The organism is Thalassospira lucentensis MCCC 1A00383 = DSM 14000, from assembly GCF_000421265.1.
Classification (GTDB): domain Bacteria; phylum Pseudomonadota; class Alphaproteobacteria; order Rhodospirillales; family Thalassospiraceae; genus Thalassospira; species Thalassospira lucentensis.
The window spans coordinates 331,884-351,376 of record NZ_ATWN01000003.1 but is presented as its reverse complement, the minus strand read 5'-3'; the positions used below and the strand labels follow the sequence as shown (position 1 = coordinate 351,376).

19 protein-coding genes are annotated in these 19,493 nt (G+C 54.3%); 9 read left to right on the top strand and 10 right to left on the bottom strand.

Translation table 11 applies throughout. The annotated features are described in order from the left end of the window. Window positions 1-14 precede the first annotated feature (14 nt). Window positions 15-614 carry a DNA-3-methyladenine glycosylase I gene (locus tag K355_RS0108390; protein ID WP_022731679.1) on the bottom strand — a complete coding sequence of 200 codons (600 nt, stop codon included), beginning with the start codon at window positions 612-614 and terminating at the stop codon, window positions 15-17. Between the two features lie 338 nt (window positions 615-952). Between K355_RS0108390 and K355_RS0108385 the strand changes: the two genes are divergently transcribed. Genes K355_RS0108385 through folD form a run of 3 tightly spaced genes read left to right on the top strand, consistent with a single transcriptional unit; the run spans window position 953 to window position 2,515 of the window. Beyond that, complete coding sequence (locus K355_RS0108385; RefSeq protein WP_022731678.1) at window positions 953-1,249, top strand: YggT family protein; 297 nt, start codon at window positions 953-955, stop codon at window positions 1,247-1,249. Between the two features lie 37 nt (window positions 1,250-1,286). Then, complete coding sequence (locus tag K355_RS0108380; RefSeq protein ID WP_028791452.1) at window positions 1,287-1,619, top strand: DUF167 family protein; 333 nt, start codon at window positions 1,287-1,289, stop codon at window positions 1,617-1,619. After that, window positions 1,616-2,515: a bifunctional methylenetetrahydrofolate dehydrogenase/methenyltetrahydrofolate cyclohydrolase FolD gene (gene folD, locus K355_RS0108375; RefSeq protein ID WP_022731676.1), complete on the top strand. Its 900-nt coding sequence runs from the start codon at window positions 1,616-1,618 to the stop codon at window positions 2,513-2,515. The genes K355_RS0108380 and folD overlap by 4 nt, the downstream gene beginning before the upstream one ends. A gap of 153 nt (window positions 2,516-2,668) precedes the next feature. Here folD and K355_RS0108370 read toward each other — a convergent pair whose 3' ends face one another. Then, window positions 2,669-3,538 (bottom strand): DMT family transporter, encoded by an 870-nt coding sequence (locus K355_RS0108370; protein ID WP_022731675.1) that lies wholly within the window; start codon window positions 3,536-3,538, stop codon window positions 2,669-2,671. A gap of 105 nt (window positions 3,539-3,643) precedes the next feature. Here K355_RS0108370 and K355_RS0108360 point away from each other — a divergent pair, with 105 nt between their 5' ends. Next, on the top strand, window positions 3,644-4,588 hold the full coding sequence (locus K355_RS0108360; protein WP_022731674.1) for a LysR substrate-binding domain-containing protein: 945 nt from the start codon (window positions 3,644-3,646) through the stop codon (window positions 4,586-4,588). Here the strand turns inward: K355_RS0108360 and K355_RS0108355 are convergent. Further along, complete coding sequence (locus K355_RS0108355) at window positions 4,583-6,496, bottom strand: SLC13 family permease (RefSeq protein WP_022731673.1); 1,914 nt, start codon at window positions 6,494-6,496, stop codon at window positions 4,583-4,585. The genes K355_RS0108360 and K355_RS0108355 overlap by 6 nt on opposite strands. Window positions 6,497-6,683: 187 nt before the next feature. On the opposite strand from K355_RS0108355, the gene K355_RS0108350 reads away from it, so the two are divergent. After that, on the top strand, window positions 6,684-7,922 hold the full coding sequence (locus K355_RS0108350; protein ID WP_022731672.1) for a winged helix-turn-helix domain-containing protein: 1,239 nt from the start codon (window positions 6,684-6,686) through the stop codon (window positions 7,920-7,922). 118 nt (window positions 7,923-8,040) lie between these two features. Here the strand turns inward: K355_RS0108350 and K355_RS0108345 are convergent, their stop codons facing one another. From K355_RS0108345 to K355_RS0108315, 7 genes are all read right to left on the bottom strand, one after another. Beyond that, on the bottom strand, window positions 8,041-8,811 hold the full coding sequence (locus K355_RS0108345) for an SDR family NAD(P)-dependent oxidoreductase (protein WP_022731671.1): 771 nt from the start codon (window positions 8,809-8,811) through the stop codon (window positions 8,041-8,043). A gap of 84 nt (window positions 8,812-8,895) precedes the next feature. Further along, window positions 8,896-9,897: an ABC transporter ATP-binding protein gene (locus K355_RS0108340; protein WP_022731670.1), complete on the bottom strand. Its 1,002-nt coding sequence runs from the start codon at window positions 9,895-9,897 to the stop codon at window positions 8,896-8,898. A gap of 39 nt (window positions 9,898-9,936) precedes the next feature. Continuing rightward, complete coding sequence (locus K355_RS0108335; protein ID WP_022731669.1) at window positions 9,937-10,767, bottom strand: carbohydrate ABC transporter permease; 831 nt, start codon at window positions 10,765-10,767, stop codon at window positions 9,937-9,939. 9 nt (window positions 10,768-10,776) lie between these two features. Further along, a complete protein-coding gene (locus tag K355_RS0108330) occupies window positions 10,777-11,649 on the bottom strand; it encodes a carbohydrate ABC transporter permease (RefSeq protein WP_022731668.1) in 873 nt (290 codons plus the stop codon). 167 nt (window positions 11,650-11,816) lie between these two features. After that, a complete protein-coding gene (locus K355_RS0108325; protein ID WP_022731667.1) occupies window positions 11,817-13,130 on the bottom strand; it encodes an ABC transporter substrate-binding protein in 1,314 nt (437 codons plus the stop codon). Window positions 13,131-13,325: 195 nt separating this feature from the next. After that, window positions 13,326-14,276 carry a sugar-binding transcriptional regulator gene (locus tag K355_RS0108320; protein ID WP_022731666.1) on the bottom strand — a complete coding sequence of 317 codons (951 nt, stop codon included), beginning with the start codon at window positions 14,274-14,276 and terminating at the stop codon, window positions 13,326-13,328. Window positions 14,277-14,452: 176 nt separating this feature from the next. Beyond that, on the bottom strand, window positions 14,453-15,478 hold the full coding sequence (locus tag K355_RS0108315) for an aspartate-semialdehyde dehydrogenase (RefSeq protein WP_022731665.1): 1,026 nt from the start codon (window positions 15,476-15,478) through the stop codon (window positions 14,453-14,455). A 490-nt stretch (window positions 15,479-15,968) separates the two neighbouring features. Between K355_RS0108315 and K355_RS0108310 the strand changes: the two genes are divergently transcribed. The 4 genes from K355_RS0108310 to sigJ all read left to right on the top strand — a co-directional run bounded on the left by K355_RS0108310 (window position 15,969) and on the right by sigJ (window position 19,470). Next, the gene (locus K355_RS0108310; protein ID WP_028791450.1) at window positions 15,969-17,192 is read left to right on the top strand and encodes an SAM-dependent methyltransferase; all 1,224 of its coding nucleotides are present in this window, start codon (window positions 15,969-15,971) and stop codon (window positions 17,190-17,192) included. A gap of 220 nt (window positions 17,193-17,412) precedes the next feature. Then, window positions 17,413-17,832: a hypothetical protein gene (locus K355_RS0108300; protein ID WP_022731662.1), complete on the top strand. Its 420-nt coding sequence runs from the start codon at window positions 17,413-17,415 to the stop codon at window positions 17,830-17,832. A 146-nt stretch (window positions 17,833-17,978) separates the two neighbouring features. Further along, a complete protein-coding gene (locus K355_RS0108295; RefSeq protein WP_022731661.1) occupies window positions 17,979-18,413 on the top strand; it encodes a carboxymuconolactone decarboxylase family protein in 435 nt (144 codons plus the stop codon). A 133-nt stretch (window positions 18,414-18,546) separates the two neighbouring features. Beyond that, window positions 18,547-19,470, top strand: a complete 924-nt coding sequence (gene sigJ / locus K355_RS0108290) for an RNA polymerase sigma factor SigJ (RefSeq protein ID WP_033368751.1) — start codon at window positions 18,547-18,549, stop codon at window positions 19,468-19,470. Window positions 19,471-19,493 lie beyond the last annotated feature (23 nt).

Below are 19,493 nucleotides of genomic sequence, written 5' to 3'. Positions count from 1 at the left end.
ATCCGAACAGAGGACTATTTTACCAGTTCTTTGTAACGGTAGCAGTCAACCGTATGGTCCATGACAAGGCCGGTGGCTTGCAGGAATGCATAGATGATGGTGGTGCCGACGAATTTCATGCCGCGTTTTTTAAGGTCTTTGGACAGCGCGTCGCTGAGATCGGTGGATACAGGAACGTCGCCCATGGTCGGCCAATGGTTGATGATCGGGGTGCCGCCGACGAAATTCCAGACGTAGGAATCGAAGCTGCCGAACTCTTTCTGGATGGCGATGAATATTCGCGCATTTTGAATAGTTGCGGCTATTTTTAATTTATTTCGAATAATCCCCGGATCGGCCAGAAGCGTTTGTTGCTTTGCTTCGTCATAAGCCGCGATCTTATGGACATCGAAATCATCGAATGCGGCCCGATATGTTTCACGCCGGGCCAAAATGGTCAGCCAGCTTAACCCGGCCTGCGCCCCTTCAAGGATCAGCATTTCAAAAAACTGCCGGTCGTCATGCACGGGCACACCCCATTCGGCGTCGTGATACTCGACGTAAAACGGTTTGTCGACATGGCTTAACGCCCAGCCGCATCGTTTTTTTCCGCTGTTTTGCACGCTGTTGGTCATGTTTTGCCTTTCCCGATGATCCAGTTATCTGTTGTGGCGCGAAGTGACGGCATGGGCAAGGGATGATCACGGGCAGACTGACATCTCCTGACAGTTTTTTGTATGCACAGGTATCGTTTTGGGTGTTTTAAATAGTATGAGGAATAGGGTAGGGCGTAAATTTGGGGTGTGTCGCGTCGTGATTGGGATCACAAACCGGGCAAAATCGGCCCAATAGGTGGTTAAATCAATGCTCTGCGCTTGCGTTGTGGGGCATTGCCGACTAGGTTTTGCTGCGTAAAAACATAATTTCGGGGCAGATTTTGCACATCCACCCCGGCGGCAGGTAAGGAGCAGCAATGCTGGCGATTTTTTGGCTTATTGATACGGTTGTGGGTATCTACATTTTCATGCTGATCGGGTCGGCAATTCTGTCGTGGCTTGTCGCGTTTAATGTGATCAATACCAGCAACAAGTTTGTCTATATGGTCGGTGATTTCCTGTACCGGGTGACCGAGCCCGCATTGCGGCCAATCCGGCGCATCATTCCCGATCTTGGCGGCATCGATATTTCGCCGATCATCCTGATTTTGGTGCTGCAATTTGCCAATATGCTGATCCAGACCGATGTCCGGATGGCGCTTGTCGGCTATTGATGTCTCATTTCGCCTATTCGTTCGTCTCATTTAGACAATGTCTGATGCTGTCTGCGTGATAGGTTCTGATCAAACAGGGATAAGTCTGTTCGTCAGGTTGACACCCAAGGCATCGCGCAACGCGATTGGTGATGTGGTGGCCGACGCTAGCGGACAAATGCAGCTTAGGGTGTCTGTGACCGCCGTGCCGGAAAACGGCAAAGCCAATCAGGCGCTGATAAAACTTTTGGCAAAAGCGGCCAAATGTCCTAAGTCCTCGATCAGGATCGTCTCCGGGCTGACTGATCGTAACAAAAAGCTGCTGATAGACGGCGATCCCGACGAGCTGATGGTGCAAATATCCCAACTTACGGGGCGGACAGACAGATGAGTGACGCAAAAATCATCGACGGCAAAGCCTTCGCAGCCAAACTGCGCGAAGACATCACTTCCGAAGTAACCAAGCTGAAAGCCGATCACGGCGTTACCCCCGGTCTGGCCGTGATCCTGGTCGGCGAAGACCCGGCCAGTCAGGTCTATGTGCGCAACAAGGGCAAACAGACCCTTGAATGCGGCATGAATTCCTATGAACACAAACTGTCCCCCGATACCCCGCAGGCAGACTTGCTGGCACTGATTGCCAAACTGAATGCCGATCCGAATGTGCATGGTATTTTGTGCCAACTCCCCGTCCCCGACCATATTGACGAGCAGGCCATTCTGGCCGCGATTGATCCGGCCAAGGATGTTGACGGGTTTCATGTGGTCAATGCCGGGGCGCTGGCAACGGGCGGCGAAGGTTTCGCACCCTGCACGCCGTATGGCTGCCTGATGTTGCTCAAAGACACGCTGGGCGATTTGTCAGGCAAACGCGCCGTGGTTGTTGGACGGTCCAACATTGTTGGCAAACCAATGGCGCAGCTTCTGCTCAAAGAAAGTTGCACCGTCACCATTGCCCATTCGCGCACCCGCGATCTGCCCGATGAAGTCCGCCGAGCCGATATCGTGATTGCAGCTGTTGGCCGCCCGAACATGATCAAGGGCGACTGGATCGCACCGGGGGCCACGGTGATTGATGTTGGCATCAACCGTGTTGAAGGCGATGCGGGCAAAATGAAACTGGTCGGCGATGTCGAGTTTGCAACCGCGTCCAAGGTGGCCGGGGCGATTACCCCGGTGCCGGGCGGTGTCGGCCCGATGACCATCGCGTGCTTGCTCAATAACACCCTGATTTCGGCCTGCCGTGCGAATGGCGTTGCGGTGCCGAAGCTTGGTTTTGGCAGCTAACGCTGTCAAAGACGACGAAATTCAAATCAAAGGCGGCCTTTCGGGGGCGCCTTTTTTGTTCGGGCTAAGTGAACATCTTGCGCGCGTAAGTTCGCGTAACAGCAGGTGTAAGGGGTGCTTCTATTACGCTGAGCGATTTACCCCTTATTGTCATCAAGCACCGCCGTTGTTTTTTTGTGAAGGGCGGTCAATGATGACCATCCCCACACCCGCAATGACGATGGCACCGCCGAGGCTTGTCATTATGGTTAGCTCTTCTCCGAGCCATAAAACGCCGCCAAGAATTGTCGTCACCGGAACCAGCAAGAGGAACGGGCTGACGAAAGCCATCGGGTATTTACCGATCAAGTGATACCAGATGCCTACTCCGCCTGCTGTCATTGCTATTCCAAGATAAATAACAGTTGCCCAAATCGACCAGTCTGCATGGACGACAAGTGCGATCTGGTTGGTTTCAAATATGGCCGATACAAGAAAAAGCTGCGGTGTCGCAAAGGCTGAAATCCAAGCGAGGCTGCGTAAGCCGCCAAAATCACCCAGTTTTCGAATTTTAATCTGACCAACGGCCCACGTCAGAATGCTGCCCAGCACCCAGAGAATTCCTGTGGTGCTGCCGTGAAGGTCAGGGTCGCCTGCAATCAGCACAATTCCCAAGAAAGAAATTAGTGTCGCGATTGATTTGCGCAGCCCCGGCTTTTCCCTAAGAAGCATGGCGCCTAATAAGATCAAAAGAGGGGCTTCAAGCTGCACCAAGAGAATGGTGGTCGAAACATCCAGTTCCTTCATGCCGGTATAGATCATTGCATAGGGCACCGTGATGGCAAGAACCGAGATCATCATGATATCGCGCATTTGCCCGCGTGGTGGCTTGACGAACCAGATCAGAATCAAGGCCGCGACGCCAAAGCGAAATGCGGCCAGCAGGATCGGCGGAAAGTAGTCAAGCGCGGCCTTGGCGAAAACCCAACCCGCACCGAAAATAACCGACATTAGGAGCGCTAGAATGAGATGTTTGTTTTTCATTATGATTTCTATAGTCTTTTCGAGGATGTGATTACCAATTTTGGTATGCTAATTGGCTATATTTGAATAAAAAACTGCGATACACCCAATCATTTGAAATGAAGCATGAATTCAGAAAAACTTAAGTCTGTCTCGCCGGGATGGTTGCCGTCGCTCAAATCGGTTCGCGCTTTGGAGACGGTTGCGCGACAGGGCAGCTTTCAACAGGCGGCTGAAGAACTTGGGGTGAGCCCGGCAGCAGTGCACCAGTTGGTGCGTGGTCTTGAAGATGTGCTAGGCCAGAATCTGGTCAGGCGGAATGGTCGCCACATTGCAATTACGAATGCGACAGAGGCGGGTTTGGCCGAACTGCATGTCGCCTTCAAAAGTTTGGCGTCGGGGGTTCGCAAAATCCGTGAATATGACGGACGGCGTCAGCTGAGAATCTCGGTCGATCCGTCATTTGCGCATGCGTGGCTGGTTGGCCGGTTAAGCAGGTTTCAGGATAAAAATCCCAATGTCGATGTCTTGATCGATTCAACCACGCGGTTTGCCGATCTCGTGCAGGGACATGCTGATATTGCCATTCGATATACCGCAGATATTGGTGATGAGGTACAGTCGGTCAGGCTGTTTGAGGATGAGACAATCGCCGTATGCAGCCCAGCCCTGATCAAGCAAAAACACGTTCCGCTTGATTTGGATGTTTTGGCGGAAACGCCGTTGCTGCATTTCGACTGGTTACAGTCGCCACAGATTCAGGTTAATTGGCAAAGGTGGATCGCCCTAGTTGACGGACCCGAAATCGAAGTACGAGGCGGGGCGCGGTTTACCGATTATAACGCAGTGGTTCAGGCGGCCATTGCCGGGCAGGGCATGGCATTGGTTGGCAGGCCGTTGGTGACAGAAGCACTGGCGATGGGGATACTCGTCGAGCCATTTGGACGCGGCTATCAGAACGGCTATGGCTACTATGCCTTAACCGCCCGATCAGTGGATGAGGCCAACGACGATGAAGTCGCAGAGTTTGTTTCCTGGCTGACCAATGAAAGTGCCCGTGACAGCCTATAACGGCCACACCCATAACAACATCGGCACGCCAACCGCCACCACGATGATTTCAATCGGGAGGCCGAGTTTCCAGTAGTCGCCAAAGCGGAAGCCGCCGGGGCCGAGGATGAGCGTGTTGTTCTGGTGGCCGATCGGGGTGAGGAAGGCGCAGGATGCGCCGATGGCGACCGCCATCAGGAACGGGTCGGAGCTGGCCTCAAGCTGGGCGGCACTGCCAATCGCAATCGGGCACATCACGGCCGCGGTGGCGGCGTTGTTCATGAAATCCGACAGGGTCATGGTAACGACAAGGATCAGGCCAACGGCAATGGTCGCGTTGCCCTGTGCCACCGATTGCAGCAGGAAGCGGGCGATCAAGTCGGCACTGCCGGTACTTTCCATGGCATTGGCGACGGGTATCAGGGCCGCAAGCAGGACGACAACCGGCCAGTCGACAGCATCATAAAGGGTTCTGGGCGATACCACGCGTATCAGCAATGCAGCCAGAACACCAAGAGCAAAGGAAATGGCGGCGGGTAGAATGCCAAAGGCGGCCAGCAGGATGGCGATGGCCATGATCACGGTGGTTTTAAGCGCCTGTGCCTTGTCCGCCAGATGGAGGGACCGTTCGGCGAGTGGTACACAGCCAAGCCGGTTGCCAAAGTCATAGATGGCTTCTGGTGGGCCCTGCATCAAAAGAACGTCGCCGGCCTGCATCGTCATGGTGCGCAAACGCGCCATCGAACGGCGGCCTTGGCGTGAAACGGCCAGCAGGTTGATGCCATAGCGGTTGCGCAGCCGTATGTCGGTCGCAGACCGGCCAATAAAGGCGGCATTTGGCAGAACAGCCAGTTCAATCAGCGAAATATCATCCGATTGCAGGGCGGTTTTATCGGCGTCTTTGGGCGCGTCACTCTGATCTGCATCGGAGGGGTTTTCTGTATCGTTGGTGGTTTCGGGTTTTGTGCTGTCGTCAGTCTCGGTGTCGGAAAGGGTTTCTTCGTCGCTGTCCAGTGCCTTGAGTTTGGCCTGCGCATCGCTCCATTCGGCCTCAAGGGTGAGCTCAACGGCGGAAAGGGCGGCGGCGAGGCCTTCTGGTTCGGTTTCGATCAGAAGAACGTCGTTCTGGTGCAATTCGCGAAAGGGGTTTGGGGCGGGGATGCGGCGTTCATTGCGAATCAAGCCAATGACCTGTGCGTCGGTTTTTTCCAGTTCATTGTTGATGTCGCGCAACAGCATGCCGATGGCCTTGCTGCCCTCGGTAATGCGGGCCTCGGTCAGGTAGGAGCCGGTTTCAAATCCCTCGGCCCCGGCACGTTCGCGGGTGGGGACCAGAAATCGACCCAGCAGAATGACAAACACCAGTCCGGATGCGGCAATCGCAATCCCTACGGGGGTGAAATCAAACATCGAAAAGCCATCGCCGTTCAGTCTGGCACGAAAGCCCGAAACAATCAGGTTGGGCGGTGTCCCGATCAATGTGGTCATGCCGCCCAAGATTGAGCCAAAGGCCAGTGGCATCAGGATTTTTCCAGGGGGCAAATTCTGCTTTCGGGCAATTTGAAGTGCCACTGGCATCAGCAATGCCAAGGCCCCGACATTGTTCATAAAGGCCGACAGGATGGCAGCGAGCAGACTAAGGGCGGCCATGGTGACAAAGGGACCGGCCGATTGCGGCAGAACCGTTCGGGTCAATGTATCGACCGCCCCGGATTTTTGCAGGGCCGATGACAGGATCAGAATACAGGCCACGGTAATGACCGCCGGATGTCCAAACCCGACAAAGGCATCGCCGGTCGGCACCAGCCCCAGCACGACACAGGCCAATAACGATGCCATCGCCACCATGTCATGACGCCAGCGCCCCCATAAAAACAGCGCAACTGTCCCGACAAGGACGCTCAGGATCATGATCTGTTCGATTTCCATCTTGCGTTCGTGTCCTGTGTTGCGGTGTGCGCGATGATTATCCGGGCAAAGGCCCTTGGCTGACTTGGCAGACGGTGTGACCCGTTAAGAAACCATACACGAAAACATATGGAATCCTCCTGCCGTATTTGTCAGGGGGATATGCTAACATCATGCTGTTTTTATTTGCCAATTTGAATGTTTAACCATGCCAGATGACAGTGTTCATATCCCGATGCGATCCGTTGCCGTTTCCATCAAGCAGGCGCGCAACCTTGCGCTTGTCGGGCAGGGGTTTGATTGCGACGACAATCGCCCGGTGACCAAACGCCGGATCATCAAGGCGATCCGACAAACCAATATGTTGCAGGTCGATAGTGTCAACGTTTTGACACGTGCGCATTACATGCCGATTTTCAGTCGATTGGGGGTGTATGACGCAGCCTTGCTTGATCAGGTTGTCTGGGGCACGGACCGGCAGCGCAAATTGTTTGAATATTGGGGCCATGAAGCATCGATGATCCCGGTTGAGGATTACCCGCTGTATCGCTGGCGGATGGAGGATGCGCGCAATGGCAAAGGCACCTGGGGCCGGATTGCCCGGATGCAGCGCGAACAGCCCGATCTGATCAATGGCATTCTGGCCCGGATTGAGCGCGAGGGTGCGATTGGTGCGAGTGACCTTGAAGACAAGCGTGCCAACAGTTCGGCATGGTGGGGATGGTCGGATACCAAAACCGCGATGGAATATCTGTTCTGGAGCGGTCAGGTCATGTCGCGCAAACGCCGCAGCAGTTTTGAACGGGTTTATGATTTGCCCGAACGGATCATTGGCGAAGTGGCCAATCTTGCCGCACCCGACAGGCAGGATGCGCAATGTGATCTGATTTGCAAGGGTATTGCCGCCATGGGGGTGGCGACCGAGGCGGATCTGCGCAAATATTTCCGCCTGCCGACGGCGGACGTTAAAGGGTGCCTTGTGCGTCTTGTCGAAGAAGGGCGGTTGTTGGCAGCGGATGTTCAGGGGTGGAAACAGCCGGGCTATATGTGCCCGAACGTCAATCCACGGTCACGGGCCAAGCCGACATGCTTGATGGTGCCGTTTGATCCGGTGATGTGGGAACGTGATCGAGTGGAACGTATTTTCGGGTTTAACTACCGGATCGAGATATATGTTCCGGCCGAAAAGCGCCAATACGGCTATTACGTCCTGCCGTTTATGTTAAACGGCGAATTTGTTGCGCGTGTCGATTTGAAAGCAGATCGGCAGGCCGGGGTGCTTTTGGTGCAAAGCGCGCATCTTGAAGATGGTTTTACCGCAGGTGATGTTGCCGGGGCGTTGATGGCCAATCTTGAACGCCTGTCGGCGTTCCTTGGCCTGTCGGGTGTTGTGGTGATGCCCGCGAATGATTTTTCGCGGTATCTGGCCAGTGTTCGCGTGGCCTGAAAAGGTAAACGGGGCGCAGGTCCCACAACCGCGCCCCGTTTTAACCATCATTCCAGCCTGACCACAACGAGTACAGGTCCTTGCTTCAGGACATTGCAGTCAACAGTTCCACCTGGCCTTACCAGCAGGTGTAACCCCCATCAGCCAGAACGATGGATCCGGTCATCAAGCTGGATGCGTCTGAGGCAAGGAACAGCACAACCGACCCGATTTCATCGGTCTCGCCCAAGCGGGCCATCGGGGTGCCATTGATCCATGCGTCATACATTTCCGGCTTGGATTTCACAAATTCATTCAGCGGGGTTGCGATATAGGTCGGTGCAACCGCATTGACGCGCACGCCGCGTCCGCCCCATTCAGCCGCCAGCGATTTGGTCAACTGATGCACAGCCGCCTTGGATGCGTTGTAATAGGCCTGTTCCTGTGGCTTGTTGACAATGACGCCCGACATCGAGCCGACATTGACGATGACGCCATTTTTCTTAGCCAGCATCTGCTTGCCAAATTCGCGGCAGCACCAGAATGTGCCGTTCAGATTGACGTCAACGACATTGAGCCAATGTTCATCCGCAACGTTTTCGGCCGGGGTTTCCGACCGTGCGATGCCGGCGTTATTGACAAGAATGTCGATGCCGCCCTGCTTGGCCATTTTTTCGGCACTGGCACGGACCTGATCGGTGTTGGTGACATCCATGATGTCGATGTCGGCGGAGTACCCTTTGGATTTCAGGTAATCACGGCCTTCTTCGGCGACAGCTTCGCTGATATCGCCAATGATGACATGTGCGCCTGCTTCTGCCAGTGCTTCACAGCAGGACAGGCCGATTGCACGACCGCCGCCCGTGACATAGGCACGGCGACCGGTAAGATCGAACTTTTTAAGATACATTTGGGTCTCACAGTTTTCTTGATTTGGTAAGGCGGGATCGCAACGCGTGTGCGGCATTGCGACCCGGTGTGCACGGTTTAGAAATTATCCAAGGGCCAGACCATGGGCGTCAAAACGATGGATGCGGTCCTGTTCCGGGGTGAGGAAGATTTTGTCATTCCCGCTGAGTGGCATTTCGCCGGTTGCCCGCACTGTCATCGCGCCAAATTCATCCGATTGGACATGGAGGTATGTTTCCGCCCCCAAGTGTTCGGCGATTTTGACCGTGGCCGGGATCACACCGCTTTCGGTGCTGACCACGAGGTGTTCAGGGCGAACGCCGATTTCATGACAACCATGTTTTGCCGCCAGTTCGCCGCCCAGGAAGTTCATTTTCGGCGAGCCGATGAAACCGGCGACAAATTTGTTGGCCGGTTTGCTGTAAAGATCCATCGGTTTGCCGACTTGCTCGACACGGCCAGCCTGCAACACGACGATTTTGTCGGCCATGGTCATGGCTTCGACCTGATCATGGGTGACATAGATCATCGTGGTTTTGAGGTCCTGATGCAGACCGGTGATTTCAAGACGCATGTTGACGCGAAGGGCGGCATCAAGGTTTGAAAGCGGTTCATCAAACAGGAAGGCAGCCGGGTTCCGGACAATCGCACGGCCAATGGCAACGCGTTGACGCTGACCACCCGAAAGGGCACCGGGGCGCCGTTCGAGATAGTCGGTCAGATTGAGGATTTTGGCCGCACTCTGGACTTTCTCGTTGATAACTTCCTTGCTTTCACCGGCCATTTTCAGGCCAAAGGCAATGTTGTTAAAAACGGTCATATGCGGATAAAGCGCATAGGACTGAAAGACCATCGACAGGCCGCGCTTGGCCGGGGCTTCGTTGGCAACGTCGATACCATCAATCATGATTTTACCGTCGGTGACATCTTCAAGCCCGGCAATCAGGCGCAGCAAGGTTGATTTGCCACAGCCCGACGGGCCGACAAAGACGACAAACTCACCATCATTGATATCAAGATCGACACCCGGAATCACATCCAGCGTTCCGAAGGTTTTCTTGACTTTCTCCAGTCGGATAGCACCCATTGCGGTGTTCCTTCTTTCTAGATTTCAATAGGGCAGCGGTTACTTGACCGCGCCAAATGTCAGACCACGAACCAGCTGTTTCTGCGAGAACCAGCCAATGACAAGAATTGGTGCAACTGCCAGAGTTGAAGCGGCTGAAAGCTTTGCCCAGAACAGCCCTTCGGGGCTTGAGTACGAGGCAATGAAAGCTGTCAGCGGTGCCGCATCGGACGTTGTCAGATTGAGTGTCCAAAAGGCTTCGTTCCAGGCAAGGATCACATTCAAGAGCATGGTCGATGCAATGCCGGGCAGGGCCATGGGCAACAGCACAAAGATGATTTCCTTGGGCAGGGTTGCGCCATCCATGCGGGCGGCTTCGAGAATGTCGGTCGGGATTTCCTTAAAGTAGGTGTAGAGCATCCAGACCATGATCGGCAGGTTCATCAAAAACAGAACCATGATCAGACCAAACCGGGTATCAAGCAGCCCCCAGTCGCGAAACATCAGATAGATCGGCACAAGGACGCCAACGGGTGGCATCATCTTGGTCGACAGCATCCAGAGAAGCGCGTCCTTGGTGCGTTTGGTCGGATTAAAGGCCATGGCCCATGCGCAGGTGACAGCAAAGACCAAGCCAACCAATGTGGAGCCGACCGCAAGAATGACGGAGTTCATGGCGAACTTGAAATAGTTCGACCGTTCCTGAACCTCGACATAGTTTTCAAGCGTCCAGTCAAAGGAGATGAAGCTTGGCGGAATGCTGACGGCTTCAAGTTCGCTTTTGAAACTGGTTAAAACCATCCAGAAGATCGGGAAGAAAATCAAAAGGCCGACAACCCAGGCAAAGGCCGAGAAGCTGATATAGCCAAGAGGTGTTTGTTTCTTTTCCATATCGCGCCCCTAATTATCCAGGTTCTTGCCGATGAGGCGGATCAGGAAGATCGCCACGATATTGGCCAGAATGACCGCGACAATGCCGCCGGCTGATGCGCCGCCAACGTCGTACTGCAACAGTGCTTGTGTATAGACAAGGAACGCAATGTTGGTCGTTGCCAGACCCGGGCCACCACCTGTGGTGACAAAGATTTCGGCAAAGACAGTCAGCAAGAAGATGGTTTCAATCAGCACAACCACGGTAATCGCGCGGCTGAGGTGGGGCAGGGTAATATAGAAAAAGATCGATACCGGACCGGCACCATCCATCTGGGCGGCTTCCTTTTGGTCGCGGTCAAGCGACTGAAGCGCTGTCAGAAGGATCAGCACGGCAAAGGGCAGCCATTGCCATGACACCATGATGATGATGGATGTCAGCGGCGCATTGGTAAACCAGTCAATTGCAGGCAGGCCGAGTAAACTGGCAAGCCAGGCAAACATCCCCGAAACCGGGTCCATCAAAAGGTTTTTCCAGACCAGTGCATTGACGGTCGGCATGATGAAGAACGGCGCAATCACCAAAAGCCGCAGGATGCCGCGACCAAAAATCGGTTGATCGAGCAGCAATCCCAGCAGGATGCCACCAATCACGGTGATGACCAGAACCGAACCGACAAGCAGCAGCGTGTTTGCAAGGGAAGCAAAGAACGCCGGGTCGGTCAGGAAAAATTCGTAATTGAGAGTGCCGATCCATTCTTCCGTGCCTGGCGACAACAGATTGTAGCGCAGGAAGGAAAAGTAAATTGTCATGCCCAGCGGGACGGCCATCCATAAGAACAGGACGATGATCGATGGCGCGGACATGATGCGCCCGGTAAGGGTCGAGGCACGTGTCGACATGATGTGCTCCCCGAAATTGATGTTGATGTCCCGATCCGGATGGAAAGAGGGTGGCGGTGTTAGAGCAAGTTGCTCTGTGGCCGCCACCCCAAGTTCATCAGGTCAAGGAGGTCAGGCCGGATGTCATTTCATGATGTGCGATGATCTGAAATCCGACCTGTGGTGCATCAGTAGTAACCGGCTTTGCGCATGGTGCGGTCGGTGCTGGCTTGTGCGGCCGAAAGGGCCTCTTCAACCGTGGACTGACCGGCAAGAGCTGCCGAGAACTGCTGGCCTACAGTCGTACCGATACCCTGGAATTCCGGGATCGCGGCGAACTGAACACCAACATAGGGTTTCGGTTTGAGGGTCGAGTTGATCGGATCTGCGCTGTCGATGGCGAGAAGCGTCTCGTCTGCAAAGGGTGCAGCCTCAAGATATTTCGGGTTTTCATACAGCGAAATACGGGTTCCCGGGGGAACGTTTGCCCAACCTTCTTTGGAGGCAACCAGTTCGAGATATTCCTTGGATGTTGCCCAGGCGATGAATTTCTGAGCCGCTTCGACGTTTTGGGAGCCCATCGGAATGCCAAGGTTCCAAGCCCAGAGCCAGTTGGCACCGGTGCAGGTTACAGCACAGGGGGCCTCGGTGAAGGCAACCTGATCGGCAACTTTGGATTCTTTGGGGTTGGTGACAAAGGATGCTGCGACGGTTGCATCAATCCACATGCCGCATTTGCCGGAGTTGAACAGCGACAGGTTTTCGTTAAACCCGTTCGATGTTGCCCCCGGAGGACCGTAGTTACCAAGGATGTTGGTATACATGTCCAGGGCGGCTTTCCATTCCGGCCCGTCGAAGGTCGGGTTCCATTCTTCGTCAAACCAGCGTGCGCCATAGGCATTGCCCATGGTCGAGATCAGCGCCATGTTTTCGCCCCAGCCAGCTTTGCCGCGCAGGCAGATGCCATAGACGCCGTTGTCCGGGTCATGCAACTTTTTGGCGATATCAAGGGTCTGATCCCAGGTCAGGCGACCGTTGACTTCAATACCGGCTTTCTCGAACAGATCCTTGCGGTACATCATCATCGAGCTTTCGCCGTAGAACGGTGCAGCATAAAGCGCATCATCCTTGGAGACGGCAGCCCGGATGGCAGGCATCAGATCGTCGACGTCATAGTCGGTGCCGAGATTATCAAGCGGTGCCAGCCAGCCTTTTTCAGCCCAGATCGGCACTTCGTAGGTGCCAATGGTCATGATGTCATACTGACCGCCCTTGGTGGCGATGTCGGTGGTGACGCGCTGACGCAGGGTGTTTTCTTCGAGGGTGACCCACTCAAGCGAAATATCAGGATTCTGCGAGGTGAAATCATCCGTCAGCTTCTGCATGCGGATCATGTCACCGTTGTTGACGGTTGCGATGGTCAGTTTGGTTTCGGCATTGGCGGTGAATGCAACACCGCCTGCTAGTAGCGCGCAAAGCGCGGCTCCCATAACGCGTTTCATGTTTCCTCCCTAAAGGACTATGTACCCGGTAAGCAAATTCTTGCTCGTATTGATCATTTGTTCAGGTGATGAGCATTCACTCAATTACTGGGTCTCTTGTCAAATTAAATCGTTCTTGCGGTGCACAAAAACAACCCCTGCCAAACGGGTTGACAGGGGGGATGGGTCTTGGTTCTTCGAGGGTTGTTGCGGATGCTACTGCAATAAAGATTCTGCGGTGGCTTCGTCGGTGATCAGGGTCGAGATCAGTTTGCCGCGCATCGCACCGCGAATCGCTTTGACCTTTTTCGTGCCCTTGGCAACCGCGATGGTATTGGTGGTCGGCGACTGGGCCGGGGCACTGGTAACGCAATGATTGACCGCATGGTCAAGGATGGTGCCATCCTGATCAAACGACCAGCTGATGACTTCGCCAATGCCGCCACTTTTGCGCAGCGACATCAGTTCATCCTTGCTGATGAAGCCGTCAATATGAAGCGGCGCGTCATCGCCAAGATGCCCGACCCCGATAAAACGAATGTCGGCCTCGGCGGCGAGTTTGAGGATATTATCCATCGGGGGTTGTTGCTGCATGCGTTGACGCATTTGCGGGTCTTCGATGATGACCGGAATCGGCAAGGGATAATGCGGTGCGCGGGTGCGGTCGGCAAGGTCGATCACCGCGTCATAGAAACTGGCAGCACCATCATGGGCAATGGTGCCGACAAGCGAGACGATCTTATGGTGGCGGCCATCAATCCGGCCAACCTCATCGACCATGGCGCGCATGGCACGCCCGGTACCCAGTGCTATGATTTGCGGATCTGGTGATTGCAGGGCGCGTTCAAGGTAGGTGGCCGCGGCCTGCGCCATGCCAAACATCGCCTCGGGGGCGGCAGGGTCAGTCGGGACAACGTCACAGGCGGCAAGATCGTATTTTTCACAAATCGCCTTGCCCAGTTCCATGCAATGCGCAATCGGATGATCAAGGCGGACCTTGACCAGACCTTCGCTGATGGCTGCCGACACAAGACGCTGTGCGGTCGGGCGCGAGACGCCAAGTTTAGTGGCGATTTCGTCCTGTGTATTGCCAGCACAATAGTACAGCCAACCCGCGCGGGCGGCTTCGTCCAGACGTGCGGCTTCCTTGCGTGTGCGTTTAACCATCCGATTTCCCCGAAATTATTTTTCTTCGTAACGTGCCGGGCAGGCGGTGGAATTTTCCATCCCTTAGACTGATTGCCTAGCGCCTTTTTGCGCATCTGACCAGCATGTTTGATTTCATAAACGACAAAACCCGCCTTCGAGAAGGCGGGTTTTGTATCGTGGAAAGACGTGAAACGTTATTTCTTTGGCAGGTATTCTGCGACCAGTGCTTCGGCGATCTGAACCGCGTTAAGGGCCGCCCCTTTGCGCAGGTTGTCCCCGACACACCACAGCGACAGACCGTTTTCAACCGTCGGGTCCTTGCGCACGCGCGAGATAAAGACATTGTCCTCGCCCTGCACTTCCTGCGGGGTGACATATCCTTCGTCCTGACGGTAATCGACCACCGAAACGCCAGGGAAGGCTTTCATCGCCTTGCGGGCTTCTTCGACGGTGATCGGGCCATCAAATTCGATGTTCACCGCTTCGCCATGACCAACAAAGACCGGGACACGGACACAGGTGGCGTGAACGGCAATTTCGGCCGGGGCCATGATTTTGCGCGTCTCGACCGCCATTTTCCATTCTTCGCGGGTGGCACCATCATCCATGAAGGTATCGATATGGGGAATGACGTTAAAGGCGATCTGCTTGGTGAATTCTTCCTTTTGCGGAAGATCGTTCACATAAATGCCCTTGGTCTGATTGAACAGTTCGTCCATGGCAGCCCGGCCCGCACCCGATACCGACTGATAGGTCGACACCACGATGCGTTTGATCGGGGCGATGTCCTGCAGCGGTTTAAGTGCCATGACCATCTGGATGGTTGAGCAGTTCGGGTTGGCAATGATGTTCTTTTTGGCGTAGCCCGAAAGTGCTGCGCCATTGACCTCGGGCACGACGAGTGGCACGCCCGGTTCCATGCGCCAGTAGCTGGAATTGTCAATCACGACACACCCGGCTTCGGCAGCCTTTGGCGCCAATTTCTTGGCCGCTTCACCACCAGCGGAAAACAGTGCGATATCAACCTTGGAAAAATCAAAGGTCGCAGAATCCAGAACGCTGAGATCGGTGTCATCGCCATAGGAAACCGTGCGGCCGATGGATTTTGAAGATGCCAGCGCAAAGATTTCGTCAGCCGGGAAGTTGCGTTCGGCAAGGGTGTTGAGCATTTCACGCCCGACATTACCAGTCGCACCGACAACAGCGATTTTATAGCCCATCAGATGCCTCTTTTCAGTCTGTATGGTATGTCGCGCCCCCAATATTTGACCCTATGGGACCCATAAGACCGGGCAAACGGCGCGAGAAACATACCTGTGGATAGTTTTCGATGATCTGCGGCGAGATGTAAGGCTTTCGGGGCAATTGCGCAAGCGTATCCTTGGCAGGGCAGCTACGATTACTACTTGAGATCGTAGAAAATTCTGGCAGAATTATTACGGGGTTCACGTACTGAACCCGAGATCAGAATCGTTCGGCGTCCTGCTTGGTTGATTTCTGCTTTTGGCATGGGCGTAACGCGGTGTGCCTGTCATGTGGTGTCATGTTCTGGCTTCCTTCCGAACGTCTTTAAGACATGATCCTGATTTAGGATTTTGCCTAATCTAGGGTCAGGCCTGATTTCGGGGCTGGTATGTATGCGCGGGTGGCACTGCGCATGGGGCGATCAATTTTCCGACTTTTACAGAAGGAAGGGCGATGACGTACCCGATGAATTTGGATTGGACACAAAAAAAGGTTCTCGATTTCTTTCGGGAACATGTTACGCGCGGAACATTGATATTCCGCGTTGATGACAGACACGAAGTGGTTCTGGGTGACGGCCAGGAACCAAAAGCCGCCATGACCATACCTGACTGGGGTAATACGCTGAAAATGGCGTTAACTCCCGATCCCGGTTTTGGCGAAGCGTTCATGCGCAGTGGGTTTGATCTTGTTTCGGGCGAACTGGAAGACCTGATCAAAGTGTTGCGCCTGAATTTCGAAGGCGGTCATTCCGCCAACGGGTTTGGCAGTTTCATTGAAAAACTGCAGGCCCTGAAATTCCAGATTGCCCAGTTTACCAGCATCAAGGCGGCATCACGCCGGGTGCGTCATCATTATGACATTGGCAATGACCTTTATACCCGTTTCCTTGACCCGGACATGCAGTATTCCTGTGCGTTCTGGGATGATGGCGCGCAAACACTTGAAGAAGCCCAACACCGGAAAATGAGCCTGACGACCCAGCGTTTGAAGATCAATGAACCGGGATTGCGGGTGGTTGATATCGGCTGTGGCTGGGGCGGCTTAAGCCGTTTCATTCGTCGTGAAACCGGGGCCGAAGTGCATGGCATTACGTTGTCGACCGAGCAATTTAACTGGGCGCAACAAAAACGACTGGAGATGGACGACAATGCCAGCAGCGGCCTTGATTACCATCTTCTTGATTATCGGGTCTTTGCCGATGCCAATGCCGGAAAATACGACCGGGTGGTATCGGTAGGCATGTTTGAGCATGTTGGCCGCCATCAGTTCAAAACCTATTTCGAGAAGGTTGGTGAGCTTCTGAAAACAGGTGGTCGGGCGGTGATCCACACGATTATCAAGCCACGTGCCGAATTTACCTCGCCGTGGATTGATCGATATATTTTCCCCGGCGGATATATCCCGGCGGTACATGAAGTGATCGAAGCGGCCGAACATGCCAGTCTGAGGGTGGACGCATCGCATTTCCATCCCGGGCGCAACTATGCCCAGACGTTGATGGCATGGCGCGACCGGTTTCGCGATGTGGCCGATCAGCTTGATCCGGAAAAATACGACACAGAATTCAAACGTATGTGGGAGTTTTATCTGGCAGGTTGCATCAATGCCTTTGACGAGGCAGAGGGCGGCGGTGGCATGCGGGTCGGCCAGTTCGTCTTTACCAAGCCGGGTTTTGACTACGCGTAATGTGACGGGGCGGGGAGCAAAAGTTCCCCGCCCCGTTTGATTTTAATCCCCATATGCAAAATATCGGTGATGAACCCCGAAAAATTGGGGAACACCAAAGGCGATAAAACAAGAAATGGCATTGTTGCCCAAAAAGATACACATCGCGTGATCGACCGGCACGTCAGATGTGGCGCATGCAAACGGTTCTAAACCGGTCATTTTGTCGGGAGGAAACGACATGTTGAAAGTCTTGAACTGGGACGACGGCACGGACCGGACCGTTGACACGAATACCGTCGATGCGCCCCATATTGGTCAGGTGGAAGATTACGTCAATGCACTTGCATCTATCGAGATATCGAGCTGTGAACGCGATATGCTGCGGGTCCACGCCAATGCACCGGGCCGTGAGATTAGCGGATTGAAGTTGGCCCAGACGGTGGGGCATTTCGGTGCCCGGATTGGCAATAAGAAATATGGCCGGTTGGCACGCAAGATATCCGAGGCGGCGGGACTTCCAATGTGTGACAGCGATGTCAGTGATTATCTGGCCGCGATCTTTACCCTTGCAGATGGGAAGCCTACGGACGGTGAAGACTGGACATGGGTGATGCATGAGGCGGTGGCCGATGGGCTGAAAGAAGCTGGCGTTATCTAACGCTAACAGGCGTCAGGTTTAGAAAAATTGATCCTTGTGAAAATAATTGGGCGGGCTGTGTAACACGGCCCGCCCTTGTTTCGTCCTTGTTTGCAGAAAGGGCATTTTGCCCGCCGAATTCACTGCTGTTTTCAAGGAGCACCATCATGAGCCGTTTCGCATTTCCCAAAACCAGCCCGAAACTGTTTGAGGCCATGTTTGAGCTTGCGAGCAAACTTGCGGAAGACGCGAAAATTTCGCCCGCACTGCGCAGCTTGATCGAATGCCGTGTATCGCACATCAACGAATGTGCCCATTGCCTCAGGATGCATTCAAAAAGCTATGGCGAGCAAGGTGGCGACCCGGTCAAACTTGCGATGCTGCCACTGTGGCGCAGTTCAAAGGGCTTTGATGATGGGGAGCGTGCGGCGCTTGACTGGGCGGAATGCCTGACCAAGGTCGAGAGTCAGTCGCGCATTTCGCAAAGTCACCGTGCGTTGCTTGAACATTTCGAAGAAGACGAAGTTTCGGAACTTACCTGCATCATATCAACCATGAATGCCTGGAACCGGTTGGGCATTGCGCAGCATGAATTTGCGTAAATCGGTTTGCGCAAATCCTGAGGGCGGGGGTGACCCTGCGCCTTTGCATCCCCGTCCCCTTTGGGGCAAAATGACATTCATATCGGCGATACGGGATTTTCCCGTATCGCTTCATGCGTTTGATGGACCCAAGATGGCAGATCAGATTTTCGAGGCACATCGACCCCGTTTAATGGCCCTGTCCTATCGTATGCTGGGCAGTCATGCCGATGCCGAGGACGCGGTGCAGGACGTTTGGTTGCGGTGGCGCGTACAGGATCATGACGTGATCAGGGATGCTACCGGATGGCTGGTGCGGGTCTGCAGCAATATCTGTCTGGACGTTTTGAAGTCTGCCCGACGGCAACGCGAAAACTATGTCGGACAATGGCTGCCCGAACCGTGGTTGCCGCCCGAACAACCCCAAGCCGAAAAAATGCTGATCGAACAGGATGGTCTGGGTCAGGCGTATTTGCTGATGCTCGAACGGCTGGCACCGGTTGAACGGATTGCGCTTGTTTTACACGAAGTATTTGACTGGACCCATGACGATATTGCCCCGGTGATTGAACGCACAGCCAACAATACCCGTCAGATCCTGTTTCGTGCCCGGCGCAAGATGGCGCGTGAAAATGATCGGGATCCGACACCCTTTGTTGCGGCAAAAGCCTGTGACCAGTCGAAAATCGAAGCGTTTATCAATGCCCTTAGTCTGGGGGATGTTGGGCAATTGATGAGCCAGTTGGCCCCGGATGTGATCATGCATTCCGATGGCGGGGGCAAGGCATCAGCCGCCCTTAATCCTGTCTTTGGCAATGATAACGTTGCGCGCTTCTTTGCCGGTGTCTGGGGCAAACGCAGCCCGGATGCCCGAATTTGTTATGTGACCAATCAACGCGAATGCTGGCTTTTGATGTATGAAGGTGCCGAGGTTGTCACCGCAATCAGCGCATCAGAACGTGATGGTTTGCTGGTTGATGTTTTTGTGCACCGCAATCCGGACAAACTGGCTCTTTTTGCCCCGATGATCCGTCATAAGGTGGCCGTTGCCGTTCCAAATACAAAGGCCGGAATTTAACCCGGCCTTTGCAAAAGTCTATT

Coding starts and splice junctions, on each gene's coding strand:
- K355_RS0108310 (WP_028791450.1), top strand. CDS start 15,969: ATGAATTTGGATTGGACACAAAAAAAGGTTCTCGATTTCTTTCGGGAA.
- K355_RS0108360 (WP_022731674.1), top strand. CDS start 3,644: ATGAATTCAGAAAAACTTAAGTCTGTCTCGCCGGGATGGTTGCCGTCG.
- K355_RS0108335 (WP_022731669.1), bottom strand. CDS start 10,767: ATGGAAAAGAAACAAACACCTCTTGGCTATATCAGCTTCTCGGCCTTT.
- K355_RS0108315 (WP_022731665.1), bottom strand. CDS start 15,478: ATGGGCTATAAAATCGCTGTTGTCGGTGCGACTGGTAATGTCGGGCGT.
- K355_RS0108390 (WP_022731679.1), bottom strand. CDS start 614: ATGACCAACAGCGTGCAAAACAGCGGAAAAAAACGATGCGGCTGGGCG.
- sigJ (WP_033368751.1), top strand. CDS start 18,547: ATGGCAGATCAGATTTTCGAGGCACATCGACCCCGTTTAATGGCCCTG.
- K355_RS0108385 (WP_022731678.1), top strand. CDS start 953: ATGCTGGCGATTTTTTGGCTTATTGATACGGTTGTGGGTATCTACATT.
- K355_RS0108320 (WP_022731666.1), bottom strand. CDS start 14,276: ATGGTTAAACGCACACGCAAGGAAGCCGCACGTCTGGACGAAGCCGCC.
- K355_RS0108325 (WP_022731667.1), bottom strand. CDS start 13,130: ATGAAACGCGTTATGGGAGCCGCGCTTTGCGCGCTACTAGCAGGCGGT.
- K355_RS0108295 (WP_022731661.1), top strand. CDS start 17,979: ATGAGCCGTTTCGCATTTCCCAAAACCAGCCCGAAACTGTTTGAGGCC.
- K355_RS0108300 (WP_022731662.1), top strand. CDS start 17,413: ATGTTGAAAGTCTTGAACTGGGACGACGGCACGGACCGGACCGTTGAC.
- K355_RS0108340 (WP_022731670.1), bottom strand. CDS start 9,897: ATGGGTGCTATCCGACTGGAGAAAGTCAAGAAAACCTTCGGAACGCTG.
- folD (WP_022731676.1), top strand. CDS start 1,616: ATGAGTGACGCAAAAATCATCGACGGCAAAGCCTTCGCAGCCAAACTG.
- K355_RS0108370 (WP_022731675.1), bottom strand. CDS start 3,538: ATGAAAAACAAACATCTCATTCTAGCGCTCCTAATGTCGGTTATTTTC.
- K355_RS0108345 (WP_022731671.1), bottom strand. CDS start 8,811: ATGTATCTTAAAAAGTTCGATCTTACCGGTCGCCGTGCCTATGTCACG.
- K355_RS0108380 (WP_028791452.1), top strand. CDS start 1,287: ATGTCTGATGCTGTCTGCGTGATAGGTTCTGATCAAACAGGGATAAGT.
- K355_RS0108330 (WP_022731668.1), bottom strand. CDS start 11,649: ATGTCGACACGTGCCTCGACCCTTACCGGGCGCATCATGTCCGCGCCA.
- K355_RS0108350 (WP_022731672.1), top strand. CDS start 6,684: ATGCCAGATGACAGTGTTCATATCCCGATGCGATCCGTTGCCGTTTCC.
- K355_RS0108355 (WP_022731673.1), bottom strand. CDS start 6,496: ATGGAAATCGAACAGATCATGATCCTGAGCGTCCTTGTCGGGACAGTT.